Genomic DNA, 18,293 nt, shown 5'->3' with positions numbered 1-18,293 from the left:
TCGTGCCACCCGCCGCCCCCGCCGCCCGCACCGACGCCCACACCAGAATCATCCGCGATCTTGCACCTTGGGCCCGCAAAGAAGCGCACCGTTCATCCCCATTTGCCGGGGCGGAAACCGCAAGATCGCGGGGCGGGGGGTTAGACGGGGGCGGGGGTGCGGGGGTAGGTGGGGGCGTGGCGGGACCAGGGGGCCTGCATCTCGAACTGGCCAGCGACGCCGAGCAGCAGCAACTCGGAGCCGGGCGGGCCGATCAGCTGCACGCCGACCGGCAGCCCGTCCGGACGGCGACCGACCGGCACCACCAGGGCGGGCAGGCCGGCGACGTTCCACGGCGCGGCGAACGGGGCGTACCGGATGTTGGCCAGCATGTTGGCCCGCCAGGACCGGGCGGACCAACTCGCGGCCTCCGGCGGCACGGTGGCCAGGGCCGGGGTGAGTAGCAGGTCGATCGAGTGGTCGGCGAAGAAGCCGATCGAGCGTTCACGCCAGGCGGCCCGGTCGGCCTCCCGGACGTACCCGCGCCGCTGCGCCCACTCGCCGAGGGCGACGTGCCGGCGGCTGCGCCGCTGGAGGCCGCGCCGGTCCAGCCCGGCGGCGCGCACGTCGGCGGCCGCCGCGGCGAACCAGGTGGCGATCCCCTGCAGGCCCAGCGCGGTCGGGTAGACCGGATCGGCCGGCACCGTGTCGTGACCGGCGGCGGCGAGCAGCCGGCCGGCGGCGGCGACCGCGTCCCGGTTGGGCTGGTCGGGGTGCACGCCCCGCACCGGCGAGCGGAGCGAGACGCCCACCCGCAGCCGCTGCGGCGGGACCAGCGTCTCCGGGCGGCGGCCGGCCAGCACGGAGAAGCCGACGGCCGCGTCGGCGACCGTGCTGGTGAGCATGCCGTGCTCCGTGAGGCCGAACCAGTCCTCCGCGCCGAGCTGGCACGGGACCACGCCCCGCCCCGGCTTGAGCCCGACCAGGCCGCAGCAGGCCGCCGGGATGCGGATCGAGCCGAGGCCGTCGTTGCCGTGGGCGATCGGCACCAGCCCGGCGGCGACCGCGGCGGCCGCGCCGCCGGAGGAGCCGCCGGGGGTACGCCCGGCGTCCCAGGGGTTGCGGGTGACCGCGGTCTCGTCGTCGGTGATCCCCCAGAGGCCCAGCTCCGGCATCCGGGTCACCCCGAGGATCACCGCACCGGCGCCGCGCAGCCGACGGACCACCTCGTGGTCGGCCTCGGCCACGGGCGTACGGACCGCGGCCGACCCGTTCCAGGTGGGCAGGCCGGCGACCGGGGTGTTCTCCTTGACCGCCACCGGCACCCCGGCCAGCGGCAGGTTGGCCAGGTCCTCCTGCTCGTCGACCTTCTCCGCCTCGGTGATCGCCTCCCCGCCGCGTACCGTGCGGAACGCGGCGAGGTCGGCGTCGACCCGGGCGATGTGGTCGAGGTGGTCCGCGACGACCTGGGTGGCCGTGACGTCGCCCCGGCGTACGCCCCGGGCGATCTGCTTGGCGGTCGCCCCCACCCAGGTCGGCATGATGTCCTGCACGGCCACCCTCCCAGCCAGCGGTCAGCCCAGCGCCTGCTCCAGATCGGCGAGCAGGTCGTCGACCGTCTCGATGCCGACAGACAGTCGCACGAGATCGCCGGGAACTTCAAGCGGCGAGCCGGCAGCACTTGCGTGTGTCATCCGGCCCGGGTGCTCGATCAGGGATTCCACGCCGCCCAGCGACTCGGCGAGCACGAACAGCTTCGCCCGGTTGCAGATCTCCACGGCGTGTTCCTCGCCGCCGGCGGCCCGGAACGAGATCATGCCGCCGAACCGGCGCATCTGCTTCGCGGCGATCTCGTGGCCGGGGTGCGAGGGCAGCCCCGGGTAGATGACCTGACCGACCTTGGCGTGCCCGTCCAGGTAGGCCGCGATCCGCTCGGCGTTGTCGCAGTGCCGGTCCATGCGGACGCCGAGGGTCTTGATGCCGCGCAGGGTGAGCCACGCGTCGAAGGGGCCGTTGATCGCGCCCATCGCGTTCTGGTGGTAGCGCAGTTCCTCGCCGAGCCCCGCGTCGGCCGTGACCAACGCGCCACCGACCACGTCGGAGTGACCGCCGACGTACTTGGTGGTGGAGTGCACCACCACGTCCGCGCCGTGCGCGATCGGCTGCTGGAGGTACGGCGAGGCAAAGGTGTTGTCGACCACCAGCAGGGCGCCCGCGTCGTGCGCGACCCCGGCCAGCGCGGCGATGTCGGCGATGCCGAGCAGCGGGTTGGTGGGCGTCTCCACCCAGACGATCTTCGTCCGGCCGGGTTCGACGGCGGCCCGGATCGCGTCCGGGTCGGAGACCCGCGCCGGGGTGTAGTCCAGGCCCCAGCGCTCGGCGACCCGGGCGAAGAGCCGGTACGTGCCGCCGTACGCGTCGTCGGGGATCACCACGTGGTCGCCCGGCTTGCAGACGGTGCGCAGCAGGGTGTCCTCGGCGGCCAGTCCGCTGGCGAAGGCGAGGCCGACCGCCCCGCCCTCCAGCGCGGCGAGGCACTCCTGGAGCGCGTCGCGGGTCGGGTTGCCGGAGCGGCTGTACTCGTAGCCCAGCCGGGGCGCGCCGACGGCGTCCTGGGCGTACGTGCTGGTCTGGTAGATCGGAGGGATCACCGCGCCGGTGCGGGCTTCCGGGTCCTGACCGGCGTGGATGGCGAGCGTCTCGAAGCCGTGACTCATTCCCGTGAGGCTAGTCGCCGGGACCGCAGGAGGCGTCACAACCCGCGCCCGACGGATCACCCGGCTCTGCCACCGCACGACCGCCCTTCGCGGCGGCGGTTACCCTGCCCGGGTGGGCGGGTGCGTGTTCTGCGGGATCGTGGCGGGCGGGGTGCCGGCGTTCCGGGTCGCCGACGAGCCGGACGGGGTCGCCTTCCTGGACACCCGGCCGGTCTTCAAGGGGCACGTGCTGGTGGTTCCGCGCACCCACCTGGTCACCATGGCCGACCTGCCCGCCGAGGGGCTGGCCGGCTACTTCGGTCTGGTCCGGCGGCTCGCGTTGGCGGTGGAGACCGGTCTGGGGGCCGGTGGCACGTTCGTGGCGATGAACAACAAGGTGTCCCAGTCGGTCCCGCACCTGCACACCCACGTGGTGCCCCGAACGAAGGGCGACGGTCTGCGCGGCTTCTTCTGGCCCCGCACCCGCTACGCCGACGACGCCGATGCGCGGGCGTATGCCACCCGGATCACCGTCGCCCTGGCCCCCGCCTGACGGCCTGAGTGGCGGCGGGGCGGGTAAGGAAGGCGGGTCCGGAGGTGTTGCACGCTGGGAGAGGTACGAGAGGAGTCCCACCGTGTTCCTGCGCCGTATGAAGGCCGAGCTGCCCACCCCCGACCAGGCCCTGCCGGGTCGTCTGATCGCGATGCCCGTCGCGGATCGGCACGAGGTGCTGGGCACCCCCCTCAAGGGTCCGTTCCCGGAGGGCTCGCAGGTGGCCGTGTTCGGCATGGGCTGTTTCTGGGGTGCCGAGCGGCTGTTCTGGACCCTGCCCGGCGTGTTCACCACGTCGGCCGGCTACGCGGGCGGCATCACGCCGAACCCGACGTACGAGGAGGTGTGCTCGGGCATGACGGGGCACGCCGAGGTGGTCCAGGTGGTCTACGACCCCAGCACGATCAGCTACGAGGACCTGCTCAAGGTCTTCTGGGAGAACCACGACCCGACCCAGGGCATGCGCCAGGGCAACGACGTGGGCACCCAGTACCGGTCGACGATCTACGCCACCACCGACGAGCAGCTCGCCACCGCGCAGGCGTCGCGGGACGCGTTCGCGCCGATCGTGGCGCGCGCCGGCAAGGGCGAGATCACCACGGAGATCGACCGGCTCGGCGCCTACTACTTTGCCGAGGATCATCACCAGCAGTACCTCGCGCCCACGAAGAACCCGAACGGGTACTGCAACCACGGCCCGAACGGGCTGAGCTGCCCGGTGGGCATCGCCCGCACCGCCGGCTGAGCCCGCGCGACGCCCGTGAACGGGTCTGCGGTGTTTGTCACACCGCAGACCCGTTTCCAATCAGGCACCAGGCGATGCCGGGCGGGAAAACTCCGGCCAGCCCGGGGGCTTGACACGCGAAGGCGCGCATCCTAGCAACCGCCCACTCCCCCGACATCAGCTCAACGGGCGAACCGCACCAGCCTCTGGCAGCATTGCCCCGCATGTGCGGACTTGCGGGAGAGTTCCGCCGTGACGGCTCGCGCGCCGACGTGTCGGCGGTGGAGCGCATGGCGGCCACGATGAGCGACCGGGGGCCCGACGACAGCGGCGTCTGGGCCCAGGGCCCGACGGCCCTCGGACACCGACGACTGAAGATCATCGACCTCTCCGCCGCGAGCGGGCAGCCGCTGGTCGACCCGGGCGCGGGGCTGACCGGAGTCTTCAACGGGTGCGTCTACAACTACCGCGAGCTGCGCGAGGAGCTCCAGGACAAGGGCCACCGCTTCTTCTCCTCCGGTGACAGCGAGGTCGTGCTCAAGGCGTACGCGGAGTGGGGGCTCGACTTCGTCGACCATCTGGTCGGCATGTTCGCCGTGGCGATCAGCGAACGGGACACCGGCCGGCTGGTGCTGGCCCGGGACCGGCTCGGCATCAAGCCGCTCTACGTGGCCGAGACGCCAGGCGTGGTGCGCTTCGCCAGCACCCTGCCCGCGCTGCTGGCCGGCGGCGGGATCGACACGACCATCGACCCGGTCGCGCTCGCGCACTATTTGAGCTTCCACAGCATCGTGCCGCCGCCGCGCACCATCCTGCGCGGCGTCGCCAAGCTGCCCCCGGCGACCGTACGGGTCTACGAGGCCGACGGCCGCACCTCCGAGCGGGTCTACTGGGACCCGGCCTTCACCCGCGCCGCCGAGCGGGCCGGCTGGTCCGAGAAGGACTGGCAGGACGCCCTGCTCGAGTCGCTGACCACCGCCGTGCGCCGGCGGATGGTCGCCGACGTGCCGGTCGGCGTGCTGCTCTCCGGTGGCCTGGACTCCAGCCTGGTGGTCGCCCTGCTCGCCGGCGAGGGCCAGCGCGGACTCGCCACCTTCTCCATCGGCTTCGACTCCGTCGGCGGCCGGGAGGGCGACGAGTTCCGCTACTCCGACCTCGTCGCGAAGACGTTCGACACCGACCACCACCAGATCCGGGTGGCCGCCGCCGACCTGGTGCCACCGCTGGAAGCGGCCGTCGCCGCGATGTCCGAGCCGATGGTCAGCCACGACTGCGTGGCGTTCTACCTGCTCAGCGAGGTGGTGTCACAACACGTCAAGGTGGTCCAGTCCGGCCAGGGCGCGGACGAGGTCCTCGGCGGCTACCACTGGTACCCGCCGCTGGCGAAGGTCGGCCGGGACGAGGCGCTGGACACGTACGCCCGGGCGTTCTTCGACCGGGACGCGGCCGGGCTGGCCCGGGTGCTGAACCCGGCCTGGCTAACCGACGGCGATCCGGCCCGGGAGTTCGTGGCCGCGCACCTCGGCCGGGCCGGCGCCCAGACCGCGGTCGACGCCGGGCTGCGGATCGACACCCAGGTCATGCTGACCGACGACCCGGTCAAGCGGGTGGACAACATGACCATGGCGCACGGGCTGGAGGCCCGGGTGCCGTTCCTCGACCACGAGTTCGTCGAGCTGGCCGCGAGCTGCCCGCCGGAACTCAAGCTGGCGCAGGGCGGCAAGGGGGTGCTCAAGGAGATCGGCCGCCGGGTGCTGCCGCACGAGGTCATCGACCGGCCGAAGGGATACTTCCCGGTCCCCGGCCTCACCCACCTGGAGGGCAAGCTCCTCGACCGGGTACGCGACGCGCTCTCCGCGCCCGAGGCCCGCCGCCGCGACCTGTTCCGCGCCGACTACGTCGACGCGCTGCTCGCCGACCCGAACGCCGAACTGACCCCGCTGAACGGAAACAAGCTGTGGCAACTCGGACTCCTGGAAATGTGGCTCCAGAGCCACGGAATCGACTGACCGTGACCGACACCCTGGCGACCGGCACGGCCCGGTCCGACCGGTTCCGTGGCGGCCGGCGACGGGAGCGGGTCGGGCCTGGCGGCGACCCGATGGCCCCGGGCACACCGGAGACGCCCGCCCGCGAGGGCGACACCGACGTGGTGCTGGACTGCGGCTGGGGCCGGCTCGTCTTCGGGCAGACCTTCGCCGACCAGGCCGCCGTCGCCGCCGTGCTGCGTTCCGAGGCCGCCGGCTCCCGGGACATCTGCATCTACCTGCGCGACCCGCACGTGCTGGTGTCCCGGCTGCCCGACGAGCTGTTCATCGACCCGTCGCTGACCTACCGGCTGCCGCTCGGCGGCGACCGGCCGGCCGACGACGACGTCCCGGGGCTGGCGATCCGCTCACTGGCCGACGCCGCCGACGCGGACGCGGTGAACCGGATCTACGCCCGCAACGGCATGGTCACCGCCCCGGTCGACGTGCTCGTGGCCAACGCCCGCACCGACCGCTTCCTGCACCTGGTCGCCGAGGACGCCACCGGCGAGGTCGTCGGCACCATCACCGGCGTGGACCACGTCGCGGTCTTCGACGACCCGGACAACGGGGCCAGCCTGTGGTGCCTCACCGTCGACTTCAACACCGCGCCGCCCGGCACCGGCCAGGCCCTGATCACCGCGCTGGCCGCCCGGCTGGTCGCGCGCGGCCGGGCGTACGTGGACCTGTCCGTGCTCGCGGAGAACGCCGGGGCGATCCGGCTCTACGAGCGGCTCGGCTTCTACCGGACGTCGACGCTCTGCGTGAAGCGGAAGAACCCGATCAACGAGCGGCTCTTCCTGCCCGCCACGCCGGACGGGTACGACCAGCTCAACCCCTACGCGACGATCGTCGCCGACGAGGCGATGCGCCGCGGCATCCGGGTGGAGGTGACCGACCCGGCCTGGGGCGAGCTGCGGCTGACCAGCGGCGGGCGCACCGTCCTGACCCGCGAGTCGCTGTCGGAGCTGACCTCGGCGGTGGCGATGAGCCGCTGCGACGACAAGCGGGTGACCCGCCGGATCCTCGCCGAGGCGGGCCTGTCGGTGCCGCGCGGGCGGACCGCCACGGGCGACGACGGCGACGCCGCCTTCCTCGCCGAGGTTGGCCGGGTGGTGGTCAAGCCGGCGCGGGGCGAGCAGGGCAACGGCATCACGGTGGGCGTACGCACCCCCGAGGCGCTGGCCGCCGCCGTCGAGCTGGCCGCCCGGTTCTGCCCGGACGTGCTGATCGAGGAGATGCGCGCCGGCGAGGACCTGCGGGTGGTCGTCATCGACCACGAGGTGGTGGCCGCCGCGGTCCGTCGACCCGCCTCGATCACCGGCGACGGGGTGCACGACATCGCCGAGCTGATCGGGCGGCAGAGCCGCCGCCGGGCCGCCGCCACGGGCGGCGAGTCCACGATCCCGATCGACGACATGACCCGGGACGTGCTGGCCGAGGCCGGCCACGAGCTGCACGACGTGCTGCCGGAGGGGCAGGTGCTGGCCGTACGCAGGACCGCCAACCTGCACACCGGCGGCACCATCCACGACGTCACCGCCGAGCTGCACCCGGCGGTCGCCGAGGCGTGCGTGACGGCCAGCCGCGCGCTGGACATCCCGGTCACCGGGCTGGACCTGCTGGTCGGAGCGCCGGACGGGCCCGAGCACGTCTTCATCGAGGCCAACGAGCGGCCCGGCCTGGCCAACCACGAGCCGCAGCCGACCGCCGAGCGCTTCGTCGACCTGCTCTTCCCGGGTACCCGCGCGCCGCGGCGGCTCTGGTCCCCGGTCGGTCCGGGAGGCGCCGCGTGAGCCCGAGGCCCCTGGAGATCGACCTGGACTACCTGCGCCAGGTGCTGGTGGAGCTGCTGGAGATCCCGAGCCCGTCGGGGCGTACGGACCACGTGCAGCAGTACGTGGGCGAGCGGCTCTCCGCGCTCGGCATCGGCTCCACGCTGACCCGGCGCGGGGCGCTGAGCGCCTTCCTGCCCGGCCCCCGCTCCACCGGTGCCGACCGGGCGATCGTGGTGCACACCGACACCATCGGCGGCATGGTCAAGCGGCTGAAGGAGAACGGCCGGCTGGAGCTGAAGCCGATCGGCACGCACAGCGCCCGGTTCGCCGAGGGCGCGCACGTGCGGATCTTCACCGACGACCTGGACCGGGTGATCACCGGGCAGGTGCTCCCCCTGAAGGCCAGCGGGCACCGCTACAACGAGGCCGTCGACTCCCAGGGCATCGGCTGGGAGCAGGTCGAGGTGCGGGTCGACGAGCCGGTCGACGACATCGCCGGCCTCCGCGTGCTGGGCATCGACGCCGGGGACTTCGTCGCGTTCCTGCCGAACCCGACGGTCACCCCCGCCGGGTACGTCAAGTCCCGGCACCTGGACGACAAGGCGGGCGTGGCGGCGGTGCTGACCGCGTTCAAGGCGATGGTCGACGCCGGCGTACGCCCGGCGGTCACCGCGCACCTGCTGGTCACCGTGACGGAGGAGATCGGGCACGGGGCCAGCCACGGGCTGGACCCGGACGTCGCGGAGATCGTCTCCGTGGACGCGGCGGTGGTCGCCCCCGGCCAGCAGTCCCGGGAGGACGCGGCCACCCTGGCGATGGGCGACGGCGTCGGGCCGTTCGACTACCACCTGACCCGCAACCTGGCCTCGATCGCCGCCGAGCACGGGGTGCGCCTGGTCCGGGACGTCTTCGACTACTACCGCTCGGACGTGGCGGCGGCGGTGGAGGCCGGGGCGCACGCCCGGGTGGCGCTGCTCGGCTTCGGCGTGGACGCCACCCACGGGCACGAGCGCACCCACCTCGACGGGCTGCGCCAGCTCACCCAGCTGCTCTGCCTCTACCTCCAGAATGACCTGGTCTTCCCCGAGTGGGACGCCGAGCCGGAGGGCGACCTGGCCGACTTCCCGTCGCTGGCCGTGCAGCCGGCCAGCGAGGAGGGCCCCCGCGAGGGACCCATCGGCATCGCGGAAACCACCTAGACGTATTCCTCGGGGGCCTGTGATCGAAATCCGTTGCCGGCGGCCCGGTCGCTGGATAGCGTGGCCGTACACGGGAAAGGAGGTGGTCCAGACTTGTATAGCAATCGGACTCGTGAGGTGGCTGTCCGCTAGCCGCTGTCCTCGACAGTTATCCCGTCCGCCGCGAGGCGGGCACAGGCACCATCGTCGAGACCGTGTGGCAGCGGTGCGGCGAATCCACGACAGCCACCCGACCCCCGGGGTGCCGGCCCAGTCCAGTCGGCCCGCGCGCGAGCGCGGAAGCCCCGGGGGTCGACCCATTTCCGGGCCGGGTGGTCGACGCAGCCGGAGGTCAACCGTGTCGATGCGCGAGCTGGTGGTGCTCGGGACGGCCAGCCAGGCCCCGACCCGGCAGCGCAACCACAACGGGTACGTGCTGCGCTGGGACGACGAGGTGATCCTCTTCGACCCGGGCGAGGGCAGCCAGCGGCAGCTCCTGCACTCCACGGTCACCGCCACCGACCTGACCCGGATCTGCGTCACCCACTTCCACGGCGACCACTGCCTCGGCCTGCCCGGCACCATCCAGCGGCTCTCGCTGGACCGGGTGCCGCACCCGGTGGCGGTGCACTTCCCGGCCGGCGGCGCGGAGTACTTCGCCCGGCTGCGGCACGCCAGCTCCTTCCACGAGACCGCCGAGCTGCGCGTCGAGCCGATCGAGGCCGACGGGCAGCGGATCACCCTGGGCGTCGGCACGCTGGAGGCCCGCCGGCTGCGGCACCCGATCGAGACGTACGGCTACCGGCTCGTCGAGCCGGACGGCTGCCGGATGCTGCCGGAGAAGCTGGCCGCGTACGGCATCGCCGGGCCGGCCGTCGGGGAGCTGATCCGGGTCGGCCACCTCGACCTCGACGGGCGCCGCGTCACCCGGGAGGAGGTGAGCGTGCCCCGGCCCGGGCAGCGGTTCGCGTTCGTGATGGACACCGGGCTCTGCGACGGGGTCTACGCCCTCGCCGAGCACGCCGACCTGCTGGTCATCGAGTCGACCTTCCTCGACTCGGAGGCCGCGCTCGCCGCCGAGGTCGGCCACCTCACGGCGGGCCAGGCCGCGCGGGTGGCGGCCGAGTCGGGCGTACGCCGGCTCGTGCTCACCCACTTCTCGCAGCGGTACGCGGACACGAGCCGCTTCGCCGACGAGGCCCGCGCGCACTTCGACGGCGACCTGGTGATCGCCGAGGACCTGACCACCGTGCAGGTCCCGCCCCGGCGGGTAGCCTCGGCCGGGTGACGGTCACCCTCCGCCCCGCCACCGCCGCCGACCTGATGCCGGTCGGCGCCCTGCACCAGCGGTCCCGGGTCGCGGCGTACGCGTCGTTCGTCCCGCCCGAGGCGCTGGCCGAGCCGGGGCCGGAGGCGATGGGGCGGTACTGGGCCGAGCGGTGGGGGTGGGAGCGCGACGACCACCGGATGACCGTCGCCGAACGCGACGGCCGGCTGGTCGGCTTCAGCTACCTCGGCCCCGACGACGAGGGCGACCCGGCGACGGGCCTGCTCAACGCCCTTCACCTCGACCCGGCCGAGCGCGGCCGGGGCACCGGGCGGGCCCTCATGGTCGACGCGCTGGACGCCATGCGCTCGCGTGGCTGGTCGCGGGCGGTGCTGTGGGTGCTGGCGTCGAACGCGCACGCCCGGCGCTTCTACGAGCGCGGCGGCTGGGTCCACACCGGCACCGCACGCGACGAGCACCTCGGCCCGGTGGTCGTGCCCCAGCTCCGGTACGACCGACCGCTCTGACCGCGCCACCGTGTAAGGAAGGGCCCCTTGTTAACGCATAGCGTTAACAAGGGGCCCTTCCTTACACGGGATACGTCGGGTCAGCGGGCGCCGAGGTGGGCGAGTAGGTCCTGCCGGGTGAGGACGCCCTTCGGCTTGCCGTCGACCAGCACCAGGGCGGCGTCGGACTTCTCCAGCAGGCCGACCGCCTCGCTCACCGGCTGCCCGCCGCCGATCATCGGCAGCGGATCGGCCATGTGCCGCTCGATGGTGTCGTGCAGGTGCGCCTGACCGGTGAACAGCGCGTCGAGCAGGTCCTTCTCGGCGATCGAGCCGGCCACCTCGCCGGTCACCACCGGGGGCTCGGCCTTGAGCACCGGCAGCTGCGAGACGCCGTACTCGCGCATGTAGTCGATCGCGTCGCGGACCGTCTCGGTCGGGTGGACGTGCACCAGCTCGGGCAGGCCGCCCGGCTTGTTGGCCAGCGCGTCGGCGACCGTCGGCTCCGTGCCGGAGTTGTCCAGGAAGCCGTACCGGGCCATCCAGTTGTCGTTGAAGATCTTCGACAGGTAGCCCTTGCCGCTGTCTGGCAGCAGCACCACGACCACGTCGTCCGGGCCGGCCTTGCGGGCCACCTCCAGGGCGGCCACCACGGCCATGCCGCAGGAGCCGCCGACCAGCAGCCCCTCCTCGCGGGCCAGCCGCCGGGTCATCTCGAACGACGCCTTGTCGGAGACCTCGATGATCTCGTCGGCGAGGCCCCGGTCGTACGTCTCCGGCCAGAAGTCCTCGCCGACGCCCTCGACCAGGTACGGCCGGCCGGTGCCGCCCGAGTAGACCGAGCCCTCCGGGTCGGCGCCGATGACCTTGACCCGGCCCTCCGACGCCTCCTTCAGGTAGCGGCCGATGCCGGAGATGGTGCCGCCGGTGCCGACGCCCGCCACGAAGTGGGTGAGGCCGCCCCCGGTCTGCTCCCACAGCTCCGGGCCGGTGGTCTCGTAGTGCGAGCGCGGGTTGGCCGGGTTGCTGTACTGGTTGGGCTTCCAGGCGCCGGGGATCTCCCGGGCCAGCCGGTCGGAGACGTTGTAGTAGGAGCGCGGGTCCTCCGGCGCCACGGCGGTCGGGCAGACCACCACGTCCGCGCCGTACGCCCGCAGCACGTCCTGCTTGTCCTGGCTGACCTTGTCGGGGCAGACGAAGACGCACTTGTAGCCCTTGAGCTGGGCCACCAGGGCCAGGCCCACGCCCGTGTTGCCGCTGGTCGGCTCGACGATCGTGCCGCCGGGCTGGAGGATGCCCGCCTTCTCCGCGTCCTCCACCATCCGCAGCGCGATCCGGTCCTTAACCGACCCGCCCGGGTTGAGGTACTCCACCTTCGCCAGCACGGTGGCCTGGATGCCGGCCGTGACGTTGCGCAGCCGTACCAGCGGGGTGTTGCCGATCAGCTCGACGACGTTGTCGTAGTACCGCACCTCGTTGTTGCCCTTCTCCTCCGGCGCCGCCGGCGGCGGCCGGGCAGACGTTTTCTCGACGCCCCAGGGTACGTCGGTTCAGGACACCACGTGCCCGGGGATCACGGACCTGCGGCGGGCCTCCCACTCCAGGAACCGCTCGGTCTCGGCGAGCACGCTGCCGGCCAGCCAGGTCACCATGACCGCGTCGTCGGCCAGCCCGAAGATCGCCAGCGGGATCTCCGGCAGCAGGTCGATCGGCGAGACGATGTACGCCGTCGCGGCGGTCATCAGGGCCAGCCGCAGGCCGCCGTCGTACTCCCCCCGGGTGGTCGCCCGGATCATCCGGGGCAGCGCCGCGAGCCGCGCCCCGAGCGACGGCCCGCGCCGCGACCCCGCCGCGAGCGCCCTAGCCAGCGCGCTGAACGCGGCGCTCCGCTTCAATGTCTTCCCCATGTTCGGCCCCTCTCCGCGTGCCAGGGTGACGTGCCGGCGCAACTGTCGCCCGGTCACCGGAACAGGTACCCAGGGCGGTCGTCTTCCAGCCACCCGCGAGCCGACACGACGACGGCGGCGTGTCGTCCCGGCGCGATAATGTCGCTGCATGGGGGTCGTTGGTTCCGCTGTCCCGGTTGGTTCGCGCTGGCAGCGCGCTCGGCAGATCGCCCGCCTGGCGGCGATCGGCACGGGCGCCACGGCGGCCGCCGCGGTGGCGACCGGCGGCGTGCTCCTCGGGCAGGCCCGGCAGGCCCGCCGCACGATCCCGATGGCCGAGGCGCCGCCGCCCCGCTGCGACGGGGTCTACGGCGCGAAGCTGCCCGGCCCGCCGGTCACCATGGTCGTGCTGGGCGACTCGTCGGCCGCCGGCTACGGCGTGCACCGCCGCCGGGAGACGCCGGGCGCCCTGCTCGCCACCGGCCTGTCCCGCCGCCTGCAACGGCCCGTCCGGCTGCACCGGTTCGCGGTGGTCGGCGCCATCTCGGCCGTGCTGAAGCACCAGGTGGAGGCGGCGCTGGAGTGCCGGCCCGACGTCGCGGTGATCCTGATCGGCGGCAACGACGTGACCAACCGCACGCCGCCCGGCCTGGCGGTGCGCTACCTGGTCGAGGCGGTCCGCACGCTGCGCGCCGCCGGCTGCGAGGTGGTCGTCGGCACCTGCCCCGACCTGGGCGCGATCCGCCCGATCCAGCCGCCGCTGCGCTGGCTGGCCCGGCGCTGGAGCCGGCAGCTCGCTGCCGCCCAGACGGTGGCCGTGGTCGAGGCCGGCGGCTGGACGGTCTCCCTCGGTGACCTGCTCGGCCCCCGGTTCACCGCCGAGCCGACCCGGATGTTCGCCTGGGACCGGTTCCACCCCTCGGCGGAGGGCTACGCCGTGGCCGCCGCCGCGCTGCTGCCGACCGTGCTGTCCGCGCTGGGCGCCGGGCAGGAGCGGCGCACTACCCCGGCCCGGGGCGAGGGCGTACGCTCGCTCCCCGCGGCCGCCCAGGAGGCCGCTCGGCACGCGGGCACCGAGGTCAGCGGCACCCAGGTGCGGGGGCGGGACCGCGGCCCCGCCGGTCGGTGGGCGCAGCTGCGCCGACGGGCCTTCTTCGGTGTCGGCGCGGTGCCGCAACCCGGCCCCGCCGCCGACTCACCCACTCTGGAGGGACTGGCATGAGCGAGCGCTTCATCCCCTCGGGGCTCGCCGGTCGACTGGGTCGGGCCGCGGCGCTCTCCCTGATCGCCGGCACGGTCGGCGGCGCCGCCGTCCTCGCCGGCCAGGCCTTCGTCGCCCGGCACCGCCAGTACGCCCAGCCGGAGCTCGGGCTGGCGCTGCGCGCCACGGTCGGGCGGGCCGGCGCTGCACCGCTGCGGCTGGTGCTGCTCGGCGACTCGTCCGCCCTCGGCGTCGGGGTCGAACGCCTCGACGACACCATCGGCGGCCAGCTCGCCAACCTGCTCGCCGAGGGCCCGAACGGCCGGCAGGTGCACCTGTCGAGCGTCGGCGTCTCCGGCTCCCGCTCGACCGACCTCGCCACCCAGGTGGCCCGGGCGCTGCTCGGCGAGCGCCCCGACGTGGCGGTGATCCTGATCGGCGCCAACGACGCCACCACCCTGCGTCGGCCGGCGGAGGCCGCCGCCTACCTCGCGGCGGCCGTGCACCGGCTCCGCGAGGCCCGGGTGGAGGTGGTCGTCGGCACCTGCCCCGACCTCGGCGCCGTACGCGCGATCGCGCCGCCGCTGCGGCACCTGGTCGGCTGGTCCGGGCGGCGGGTCGCCCGCGCGCAGACGGCGGCGGTGCTCGACGCCGGGGGCACGGTGGTCGACCTGGCCACCGAGACGGGTCCGGTGTTCCGCGCCGACGCGGGCACCCTGTGCCACGACGGCTACCACCCCTCCGCCGACGGCTACCGGGTCTGGGCACACGCCCTGCTGCCCGCCGTCGCGGCGGCCGCCGCGGTCGCGTCCCGCCGCTGACCCACCGGCCGCCGCGGTCTCGTCCCGCCGCTGACCCGCCGGCCGCCGCGGTCGCGTCCCGCCGGGCGTCGCGCCCCGCCGGACGTGACATTTCCCGGTCTGCCGCCAGCTTCCGCGCGAAGTTACCGACGGGTTAACGTTGACTCCATGCCGACTGAGTCGTCCCGCGACGCCGTCATCGTCGCCACCGCCCGCTCCCCCATCGGCCGGGCGCACAAGGGGTCCCTGCGCGACGTCCGCCCGGACGACCTCGCCGCGACCATCGTGCGGGCCGCCCTGGACAAGGTCCCCCAGCTCGACCCGACCGAGATCGACGACCTCTACCTGGGCTGCGGCCTGCCCGGCGGCGAGCAGGGCTTCAACATGGCCCGGGTGGTCGCCACCCTGATGGGCCTGGACACCCTGCCCGGCGCGACCCTCACCCGCTACTGCGCGTCCTCGCTGCAGACCACCCGGATGGCGATGCACGCGATCCGGGCCGGCGAGGGCGACGTCTTCATCTCCGCCGGCGTGGAGACGGTCTCCCGGTACGCCCGCGGCAACTCCGACGGCCTCCCGCCCGAGGCGCAGGCGCTGGTCGGCGGCGGCTGGGAGAACCCGCGCTTCGCCGCGGCGGCGGAGCGGTCGAAGGCCCGCGCCCTGGGCGGCGCCCCGGTCTGGACCGACCCGCGCGAGGCGGGCGAACTGCCGGACATCTACCTGGCCATGGGGCAGACCGCCGAGAACCTGGCCCAGGTCCACGACGTGACCCGCGCCGACATGGACGAGTTCGGCGTACGCAGCCAGAACCTCGCCGAGAAGGCCATCGCCGACGGCTTCTGGGCCCGGGAGATCACCCCGGTCACCACGCCGGACGGCACGGTGGTCAGCACCGACGACGGCCCCCGGCCCGGGGTCACCCTGGAGGCGGTCTCCGGCCTGAAGCCGGTGTTCCGCCCGGACGGCCGGATCACCGCCGGCAACTGCTGCCCGCTCAACGACGGCGCGGCCGCCGTGGTGGTCATGAGCGCCCAGAAGGCGAAGGACCTCGGGATCACCCCGCTGGCCCGGATCGTCTCCACCGGCGTGACCGCCCTGTCGCCGGAGATCATGGGCCTCGGCCCGGTCGAGGCCACCCGGCAGGCGCTCAGGCGGGCCGGCATGACCATCGACGACGTCGACCTGGTGGAGATCAACGAGGCGTTCGCCGCCCAGGTGATCCCCTCGTACCGCCAGCTCGACATCCCGCTGGAGAAGCTGAACGTGATGGGCGGCGCGATCGCCGTCGGGCACCCGTTCGGCATGACCGGCGCGCGGATCACCGGCACCCTGCTCAACGCCCTGGACTGGCACGACAGGACCATCGGCCTGGAGACCATGTGCGTCGGCGGCGGCCAGGGCATGGCCATGGTCGTCGAGCGGCTGAGCTGACCCACAGGCCGGCGGAGAGCAGGGCGGCCGAAGACCAAGGCAGCCGGTCGAAGACCAGGGCGGGCGGCCGGCGCTCCCGCCCGCGGGGCGGGACCGGCGGGAACGGAACTAGAGCGCGTCGCGGGTCGCCGTCACCTCGGCGGCGGCCCTCGCCAGCGCCTCGGGCGGCGGGGCCGCGGCCACCAGGTCGGCGGCCACCACCCGGAGCTGGTCGGGCAGCGCGAGGTCGTTGTCGAGCCGGGGCACCACCCGCCGGGGCTCGCCCGCGGCGTCGGCGGCCAGGTTGGCGACCTCCTGCACCAACCGGTGCACCAGGTCGGCACGCGACACGTTGCCGCCGGCGGCCGTGGCCGACCAGCGCGGCTGCTGCCAGTGCCCGACCTGACGGACCAGCAGGTCCACCGCCCGGCTCAGCTCCCCTGCGCTCACCGCCCGAGTCTACGAACCCACCCCGCCGGGCGCGGCCGGGCGGGGTGGCGGCCGGGTCAGCGGCGCAGGTAGCCGAGCAGGCGCAGCAACTGCCAGTAGAGGAAGACCAGGCCGGTGAGCAGGCCGAACGCGCAGAGCCAGGCGTAGCGGCGGGGCAGGCCGTCGCGTACCGAGCGCTCGACCAGGTCGAAGTCGAGGACGAAGCTGAACGCGCCGGCGACGATCGCCACCACCGAGAAGGCGTACGGCAACCAGCCGACCTCGCCGGTCAGTCCGTAGACCTCCAGCCCCTGCCGGCCGGAGACCAGGTACGCCAGCAGGTTGACCACGCTGAGCACGACGATCCCGAACAGCGTGCCGACGACCAGCCGGGCCAGCCGCGGCGTGGCCCGGACGAGGCGGGCCCGGTAGAGCAGCGCCATGCCGAGGAAGACCCCGAAGGTGCCCGTGACCGCCTGGATGACGATGCCCGGGTGGACCAGCTCGAAGGCCCTGCTGGCCACCCCGAGCAGCAGCCCCTGGAGCAGGGCGTAGCCGACCATCGGCACCGGGTTGGTGATGCCGCGCCAGGAGATGACCACGACCAGCGCGATCCCGGCCAGCGCGGTGCCGGCCAGCGCGGCGGGGAGCCACGCCGCCGGCGGCACGAGCAGCCAGGCCGCGGCGCCGGTGGCCCCGGTGAGCAGCAGCAGCCCGACCGTACGGGCCACCACGTCGTCGACGGTCATCGCCTCCGGGTCGCCGGCGCCCAGCACCCGGCTCTGCACCCGGGCGGTCTCGTCGAACCGGGTGAGCACCGGGTTGCTGCTGCGCACGTCGCCTCCCTGGTCGGCGTACCCCCACGCAGTCACTCTGCCCCCGGCGGCCGGGCGGCGGCGGGAAACGCCGGGACCGGCGCGAATGCGAAACGACGGCGCCCGCCCCCGCGGCAGCGGGGACGGGCGCCGGTCGGTCGCGGGCGACGGTCAGTCGTCGCCCTGGAAGTAGCTCAGCAGGCGCAGGATCTCGATGTAGAGCCAGACCAGGCTCACCAGGATGCCGAAGGCGGCGACCCAGGAGTAGCGCTGCGGCAGGCCCATCCGGACGCCGTCCTCGACCTCCTTGAAGCTGAGCACGAAGCTCAGCGAGGCGACCACGATGCAGACCAGGCTGAAGCCGATCGCCAGCGGGCTGCCGTCGCGCAGACCGGTGTTGATGTCGAAGAGCGCGAGCACGAGGTTGATCAGCATGACGGCGAAGAGGCCCGCCATCACGGCGATCATGCCCTTGACGAACTTCGGGGTCGCCCGGATGACCTTCGCCTTGTAGAGCATCGCCATCACGAAGAAGACGCCGAAGGTGGCGGTCACCGCCTGGAGCACGATGCCGTCGTAGAGCGAGTCGAAGAACTTGCTCACCATGCCGACGAAGACGCCCTCGACGACGGCGTACGCGACCACCAGCGCCGGGTTCGCCATCCGGGAGAACGAGATGATCAGGCCGAGCACCAGGCCGACCACCGCCGCGCCGATCCAGGCGGCACCGAGCAGGGCGTCCGGCACCAGCACCCAGGCGGCCGCGGCGGAGACGCCGAGGATGCCGAGGAGGGTGACGGTCTTGACCACCACGTCGTCGATCGACATCGTGTTGACGGCCGGCGGAGCCGCCGGGTAGCCGGCCTCCGTCGGGTACTGCTGGGGGTAGCCGGGCTGTCCATAGGGCCCGGTCGGGGCGTACCCGGCGGAACGCTCCCGCTCGGCCGCCTGGCCGAGCCGGGCGAGCACCGGGTTCGAAGTCTTCACTGTCAGGCCTCCCTCAGGGGGTCGTTGCACGTGAACGTGCCCCTCAAGAGTAAACGC

16 protein-coding genes and 1 pseudogene are annotated in these 18,293 nt (G+C 73.7%); 10 read left to right on the top strand and 7 right to left on the bottom strand.

What is annotated here, in order from left to right; all coding sequences use genetic code 11:
* Positions 1–140: 140 nt before the first annotated feature.
* On the bottom strand, positions 141–1,538 hold the full coding sequence (locus ACGF5C_RS05900) for an amidase (protein ID WP_393297094.1): 1,398 nt from the start codon (positions 1,536–1,538) through the stop codon (positions 141–143).
* A 15-nt stretch (positions 1,539–1,553) separates the two neighbouring features.
* On the bottom strand, positions 1,554–2,696 hold the full coding sequence (locus ACGF5C_RS05895) for a cystathionine gamma-synthase (protein WP_393297092.1): 1,143 nt from the start codon (positions 2,694–2,696) through the stop codon (positions 1,554–1,556).
* 112 nt (positions 2,697–2,808) lie between these two features.
* On the opposite strand from ACGF5C_RS05895, the gene ACGF5C_RS05890 reads away from it, so the two are divergent.
* The 7 genes from ACGF5C_RS05890 to ACGF5C_RS05860 all read left to right on the top strand — a co-directional run bounded on the left by ACGF5C_RS05890 (position 2,809) and on the right by ACGF5C_RS05860 (position 10,729).
* The gene (locus ACGF5C_RS05890) at positions 2,809–3,228 is read left to right on the top strand and encodes an HIT family protein (RefSeq protein WP_393297090.1); all 420 of its coding nucleotides are present in this window, start codon (positions 2,809–2,811) and stop codon (positions 3,226–3,228) included.
* A gap of 82 nt (positions 3,229–3,310) precedes the next feature.
* Positions 3,311–3,973 (top strand): peptide-methionine (S)-S-oxide reductase MsrA, encoded by a 663-nt coding sequence (gene msrA, locus ACGF5C_RS05885; RefSeq protein WP_393297088.1) that lies wholly within the window; start codon positions 3,311–3,313, stop codon positions 3,971–3,973.
* A gap of 203 nt (positions 3,974–4,176) precedes the next feature.
* On the top strand, positions 4,177–5,961 hold the full coding sequence (locus ACGF5C_RS05880; RefSeq protein ID WP_393297086.1) for an N-acetylglutaminylglutamine amidotransferase: 1,785 nt from the start codon (positions 4,177–4,179) through the stop codon (positions 5,959–5,961).
* Positions 5,962–5,963: 2 nt separating this feature from the next.
* A complete protein-coding gene (gene ngg, locus ACGF5C_RS05875) occupies positions 5,964–7,775 on the top strand; it encodes an N-acetylglutaminylglutamine synthetase (RefSeq protein WP_393297084.1) in 1,812 nt (603 codons plus the stop codon).
* Positions 7,772–8,956, top strand: coding sequence for an osmoprotectant NAGGN system M42 family peptidase (locus ACGF5C_RS05870; protein WP_393297081.1), 1,185 nt, complete (start codon positions 7,772–7,774; stop codon positions 8,954–8,956). The genes ngg and ACGF5C_RS05870 overlap by 4 nt, the downstream gene beginning before the upstream one ends.
* A 337-nt stretch (positions 8,957–9,293) precedes the next feature.
* Positions 9,294–10,223 carry a ribonuclease Z gene (locus ACGF5C_RS05865; RefSeq protein ID WP_393297079.1) on the top strand — a complete coding sequence of 310 codons (930 nt, stop codon included), beginning with the start codon at positions 9,294–9,296 and terminating at the stop codon, positions 10,221–10,223.
* A complete protein-coding gene (locus ACGF5C_RS05860; RefSeq protein ID WP_357462535.1) occupies positions 10,220–10,729 on the top strand; it encodes a GNAT family N-acetyltransferase in 510 nt (169 codons plus the stop codon). The genes ACGF5C_RS05865 and ACGF5C_RS05860 overlap by 4 nt, the downstream gene beginning before the upstream one ends.
* Positions 10,730–10,809: 80 nt before the next feature.
* Here the strand turns inward: ACGF5C_RS05860 and ACGF5C_RS05855 are convergent, their stop codons facing one another.
* Positions 10,810–12,180, bottom strand: coding sequence for a cystathionine beta-synthase (locus ACGF5C_RS05855; RefSeq protein WP_393297077.1), 1,371 nt, complete (start codon positions 12,178–12,180; stop codon positions 10,810–10,812).
* A 78-nt stretch (positions 12,181–12,258) separates the two neighbouring features.
* Positions 12,259–12,615 (bottom strand): YkvA family protein, encoded by a 357-nt coding sequence (locus ACGF5C_RS05850; protein WP_393297075.1) that lies wholly within the window; start codon positions 12,613–12,615, stop codon positions 12,259–12,261.
* A 148-nt stretch (positions 12,616–12,763) separates the two neighbouring features.
* Between ACGF5C_RS05850 and ACGF5C_RS05845 the strand changes: the two are divergent.
* The 3 genes and pseudogenes from ACGF5C_RS05845 to ACGF5C_RS05835 all read left to right on the top strand — a co-directional run.
* Positions 12,764–13,824: pseudogene (locus ACGF5C_RS05845) on the top strand (SGNH/GDSL hydrolase family protein); the annotation flags it as partial.
* Positions 13,813–14,616, top strand: coding sequence for an SGNH/GDSL hydrolase family protein (locus ACGF5C_RS05840; protein ID WP_393297624.1), 804 nt, complete (start codon positions 13,813–13,815; stop codon positions 14,614–14,616). The pseudogene ACGF5C_RS05845 and the gene ACGF5C_RS05840, both read left to right, overlap by 12 nt.
* Positions 14,617–14,763: 147 nt before the next feature.
* Positions 14,764–16,026, top strand: a complete 1,263-nt coding sequence (locus ACGF5C_RS05835; protein WP_393297073.1) for an acetyl-CoA C-acetyltransferase — start codon at positions 14,764–14,766, stop codon at positions 16,024–16,026.
* Between the two features lie 108 nt (positions 16,027–16,134).
* Here the strand turns inward: ACGF5C_RS05835 and ACGF5C_RS05830 are convergent, their stop codons facing one another.
* The 3 genes from ACGF5C_RS05830 to ACGF5C_RS05820 form a co-directional block, all read right to left on the bottom strand.
* On the bottom strand, positions 16,135–16,455 hold the full coding sequence (locus ACGF5C_RS05830) for a hypothetical protein (RefSeq protein ID WP_393297071.1): 321 nt from the start codon (positions 16,453–16,455) through the stop codon (positions 16,135–16,137).
* 56 nt (positions 16,456–16,511) lie between these two features.
* Positions 16,512–17,270, bottom strand: a complete 759-nt coding sequence (locus ACGF5C_RS05825) for a Bax inhibitor-1/YccA family protein (protein ID WP_393297069.1) — start codon at positions 17,268–17,270, stop codon at positions 16,512–16,514.
* Between the two features lie 150 nt (positions 17,271–17,420).
* Positions 17,421–18,236 carry a Bax inhibitor-1/YccA family protein gene (locus ACGF5C_RS05820; protein WP_357692296.1) on the bottom strand — a complete coding sequence of 272 codons (816 nt, stop codon included), beginning with the start codon at positions 18,234–18,236 and terminating at the stop codon, positions 17,421–17,423.
* Between the last annotated feature and the right edge of the window lie 57 nt (positions 18,237–18,293).

Source organism: Micromonospora sp. NPDC047620 (assembly GCF_043205005.1).
In the GTDB taxonomy this organism is placed as follows: domain Bacteria; phylum Actinomycetota; class Actinomycetes; order Mycobacteriales; family Micromonosporaceae; genus Micromonospora.
Note: the sequence above shows the minus strand (reverse complement) of the source record. Positions and strands in the feature narration are given on the sequence as shown.

Bases quoted from the DNA above. Each gene is read 5' to 3' on its own strand.
- ACGF5C_RS05850 (WP_393297075.1), bottom strand. From the start codon at position 12,615: ATGGGGAAGACATTGAAGCGGAGCGCCGCGTTCAGCGCGCTGGCTAGG.
- ACGF5C_RS05840 (WP_393297624.1), top strand. From the start codon at position 13,813: ATGAGCGAGCGCTTCATCCCCTCGGGGCTCGCCGGTCGACTGGGTCGG.
- ACGF5C_RS05835 (WP_393297073.1), top strand. From the start codon at position 14,764: ATGCCGACTGAGTCGTCCCGCGACGCCGTCATCGTCGCCACCGCCCGC.
- ACGF5C_RS05880 (WP_393297086.1), top strand. From the start codon at position 4,177: ATGTGCGGACTTGCGGGAGAGTTCCGCCGTGACGGCTCGCGCGCCGAC.
- ACGF5C_RS05895 (WP_393297092.1), bottom strand. From the start codon at position 2,696: ATGAGTCACGGCTTCGAGACGCTCGCCATCCACGCCGGTCAGGACCCG.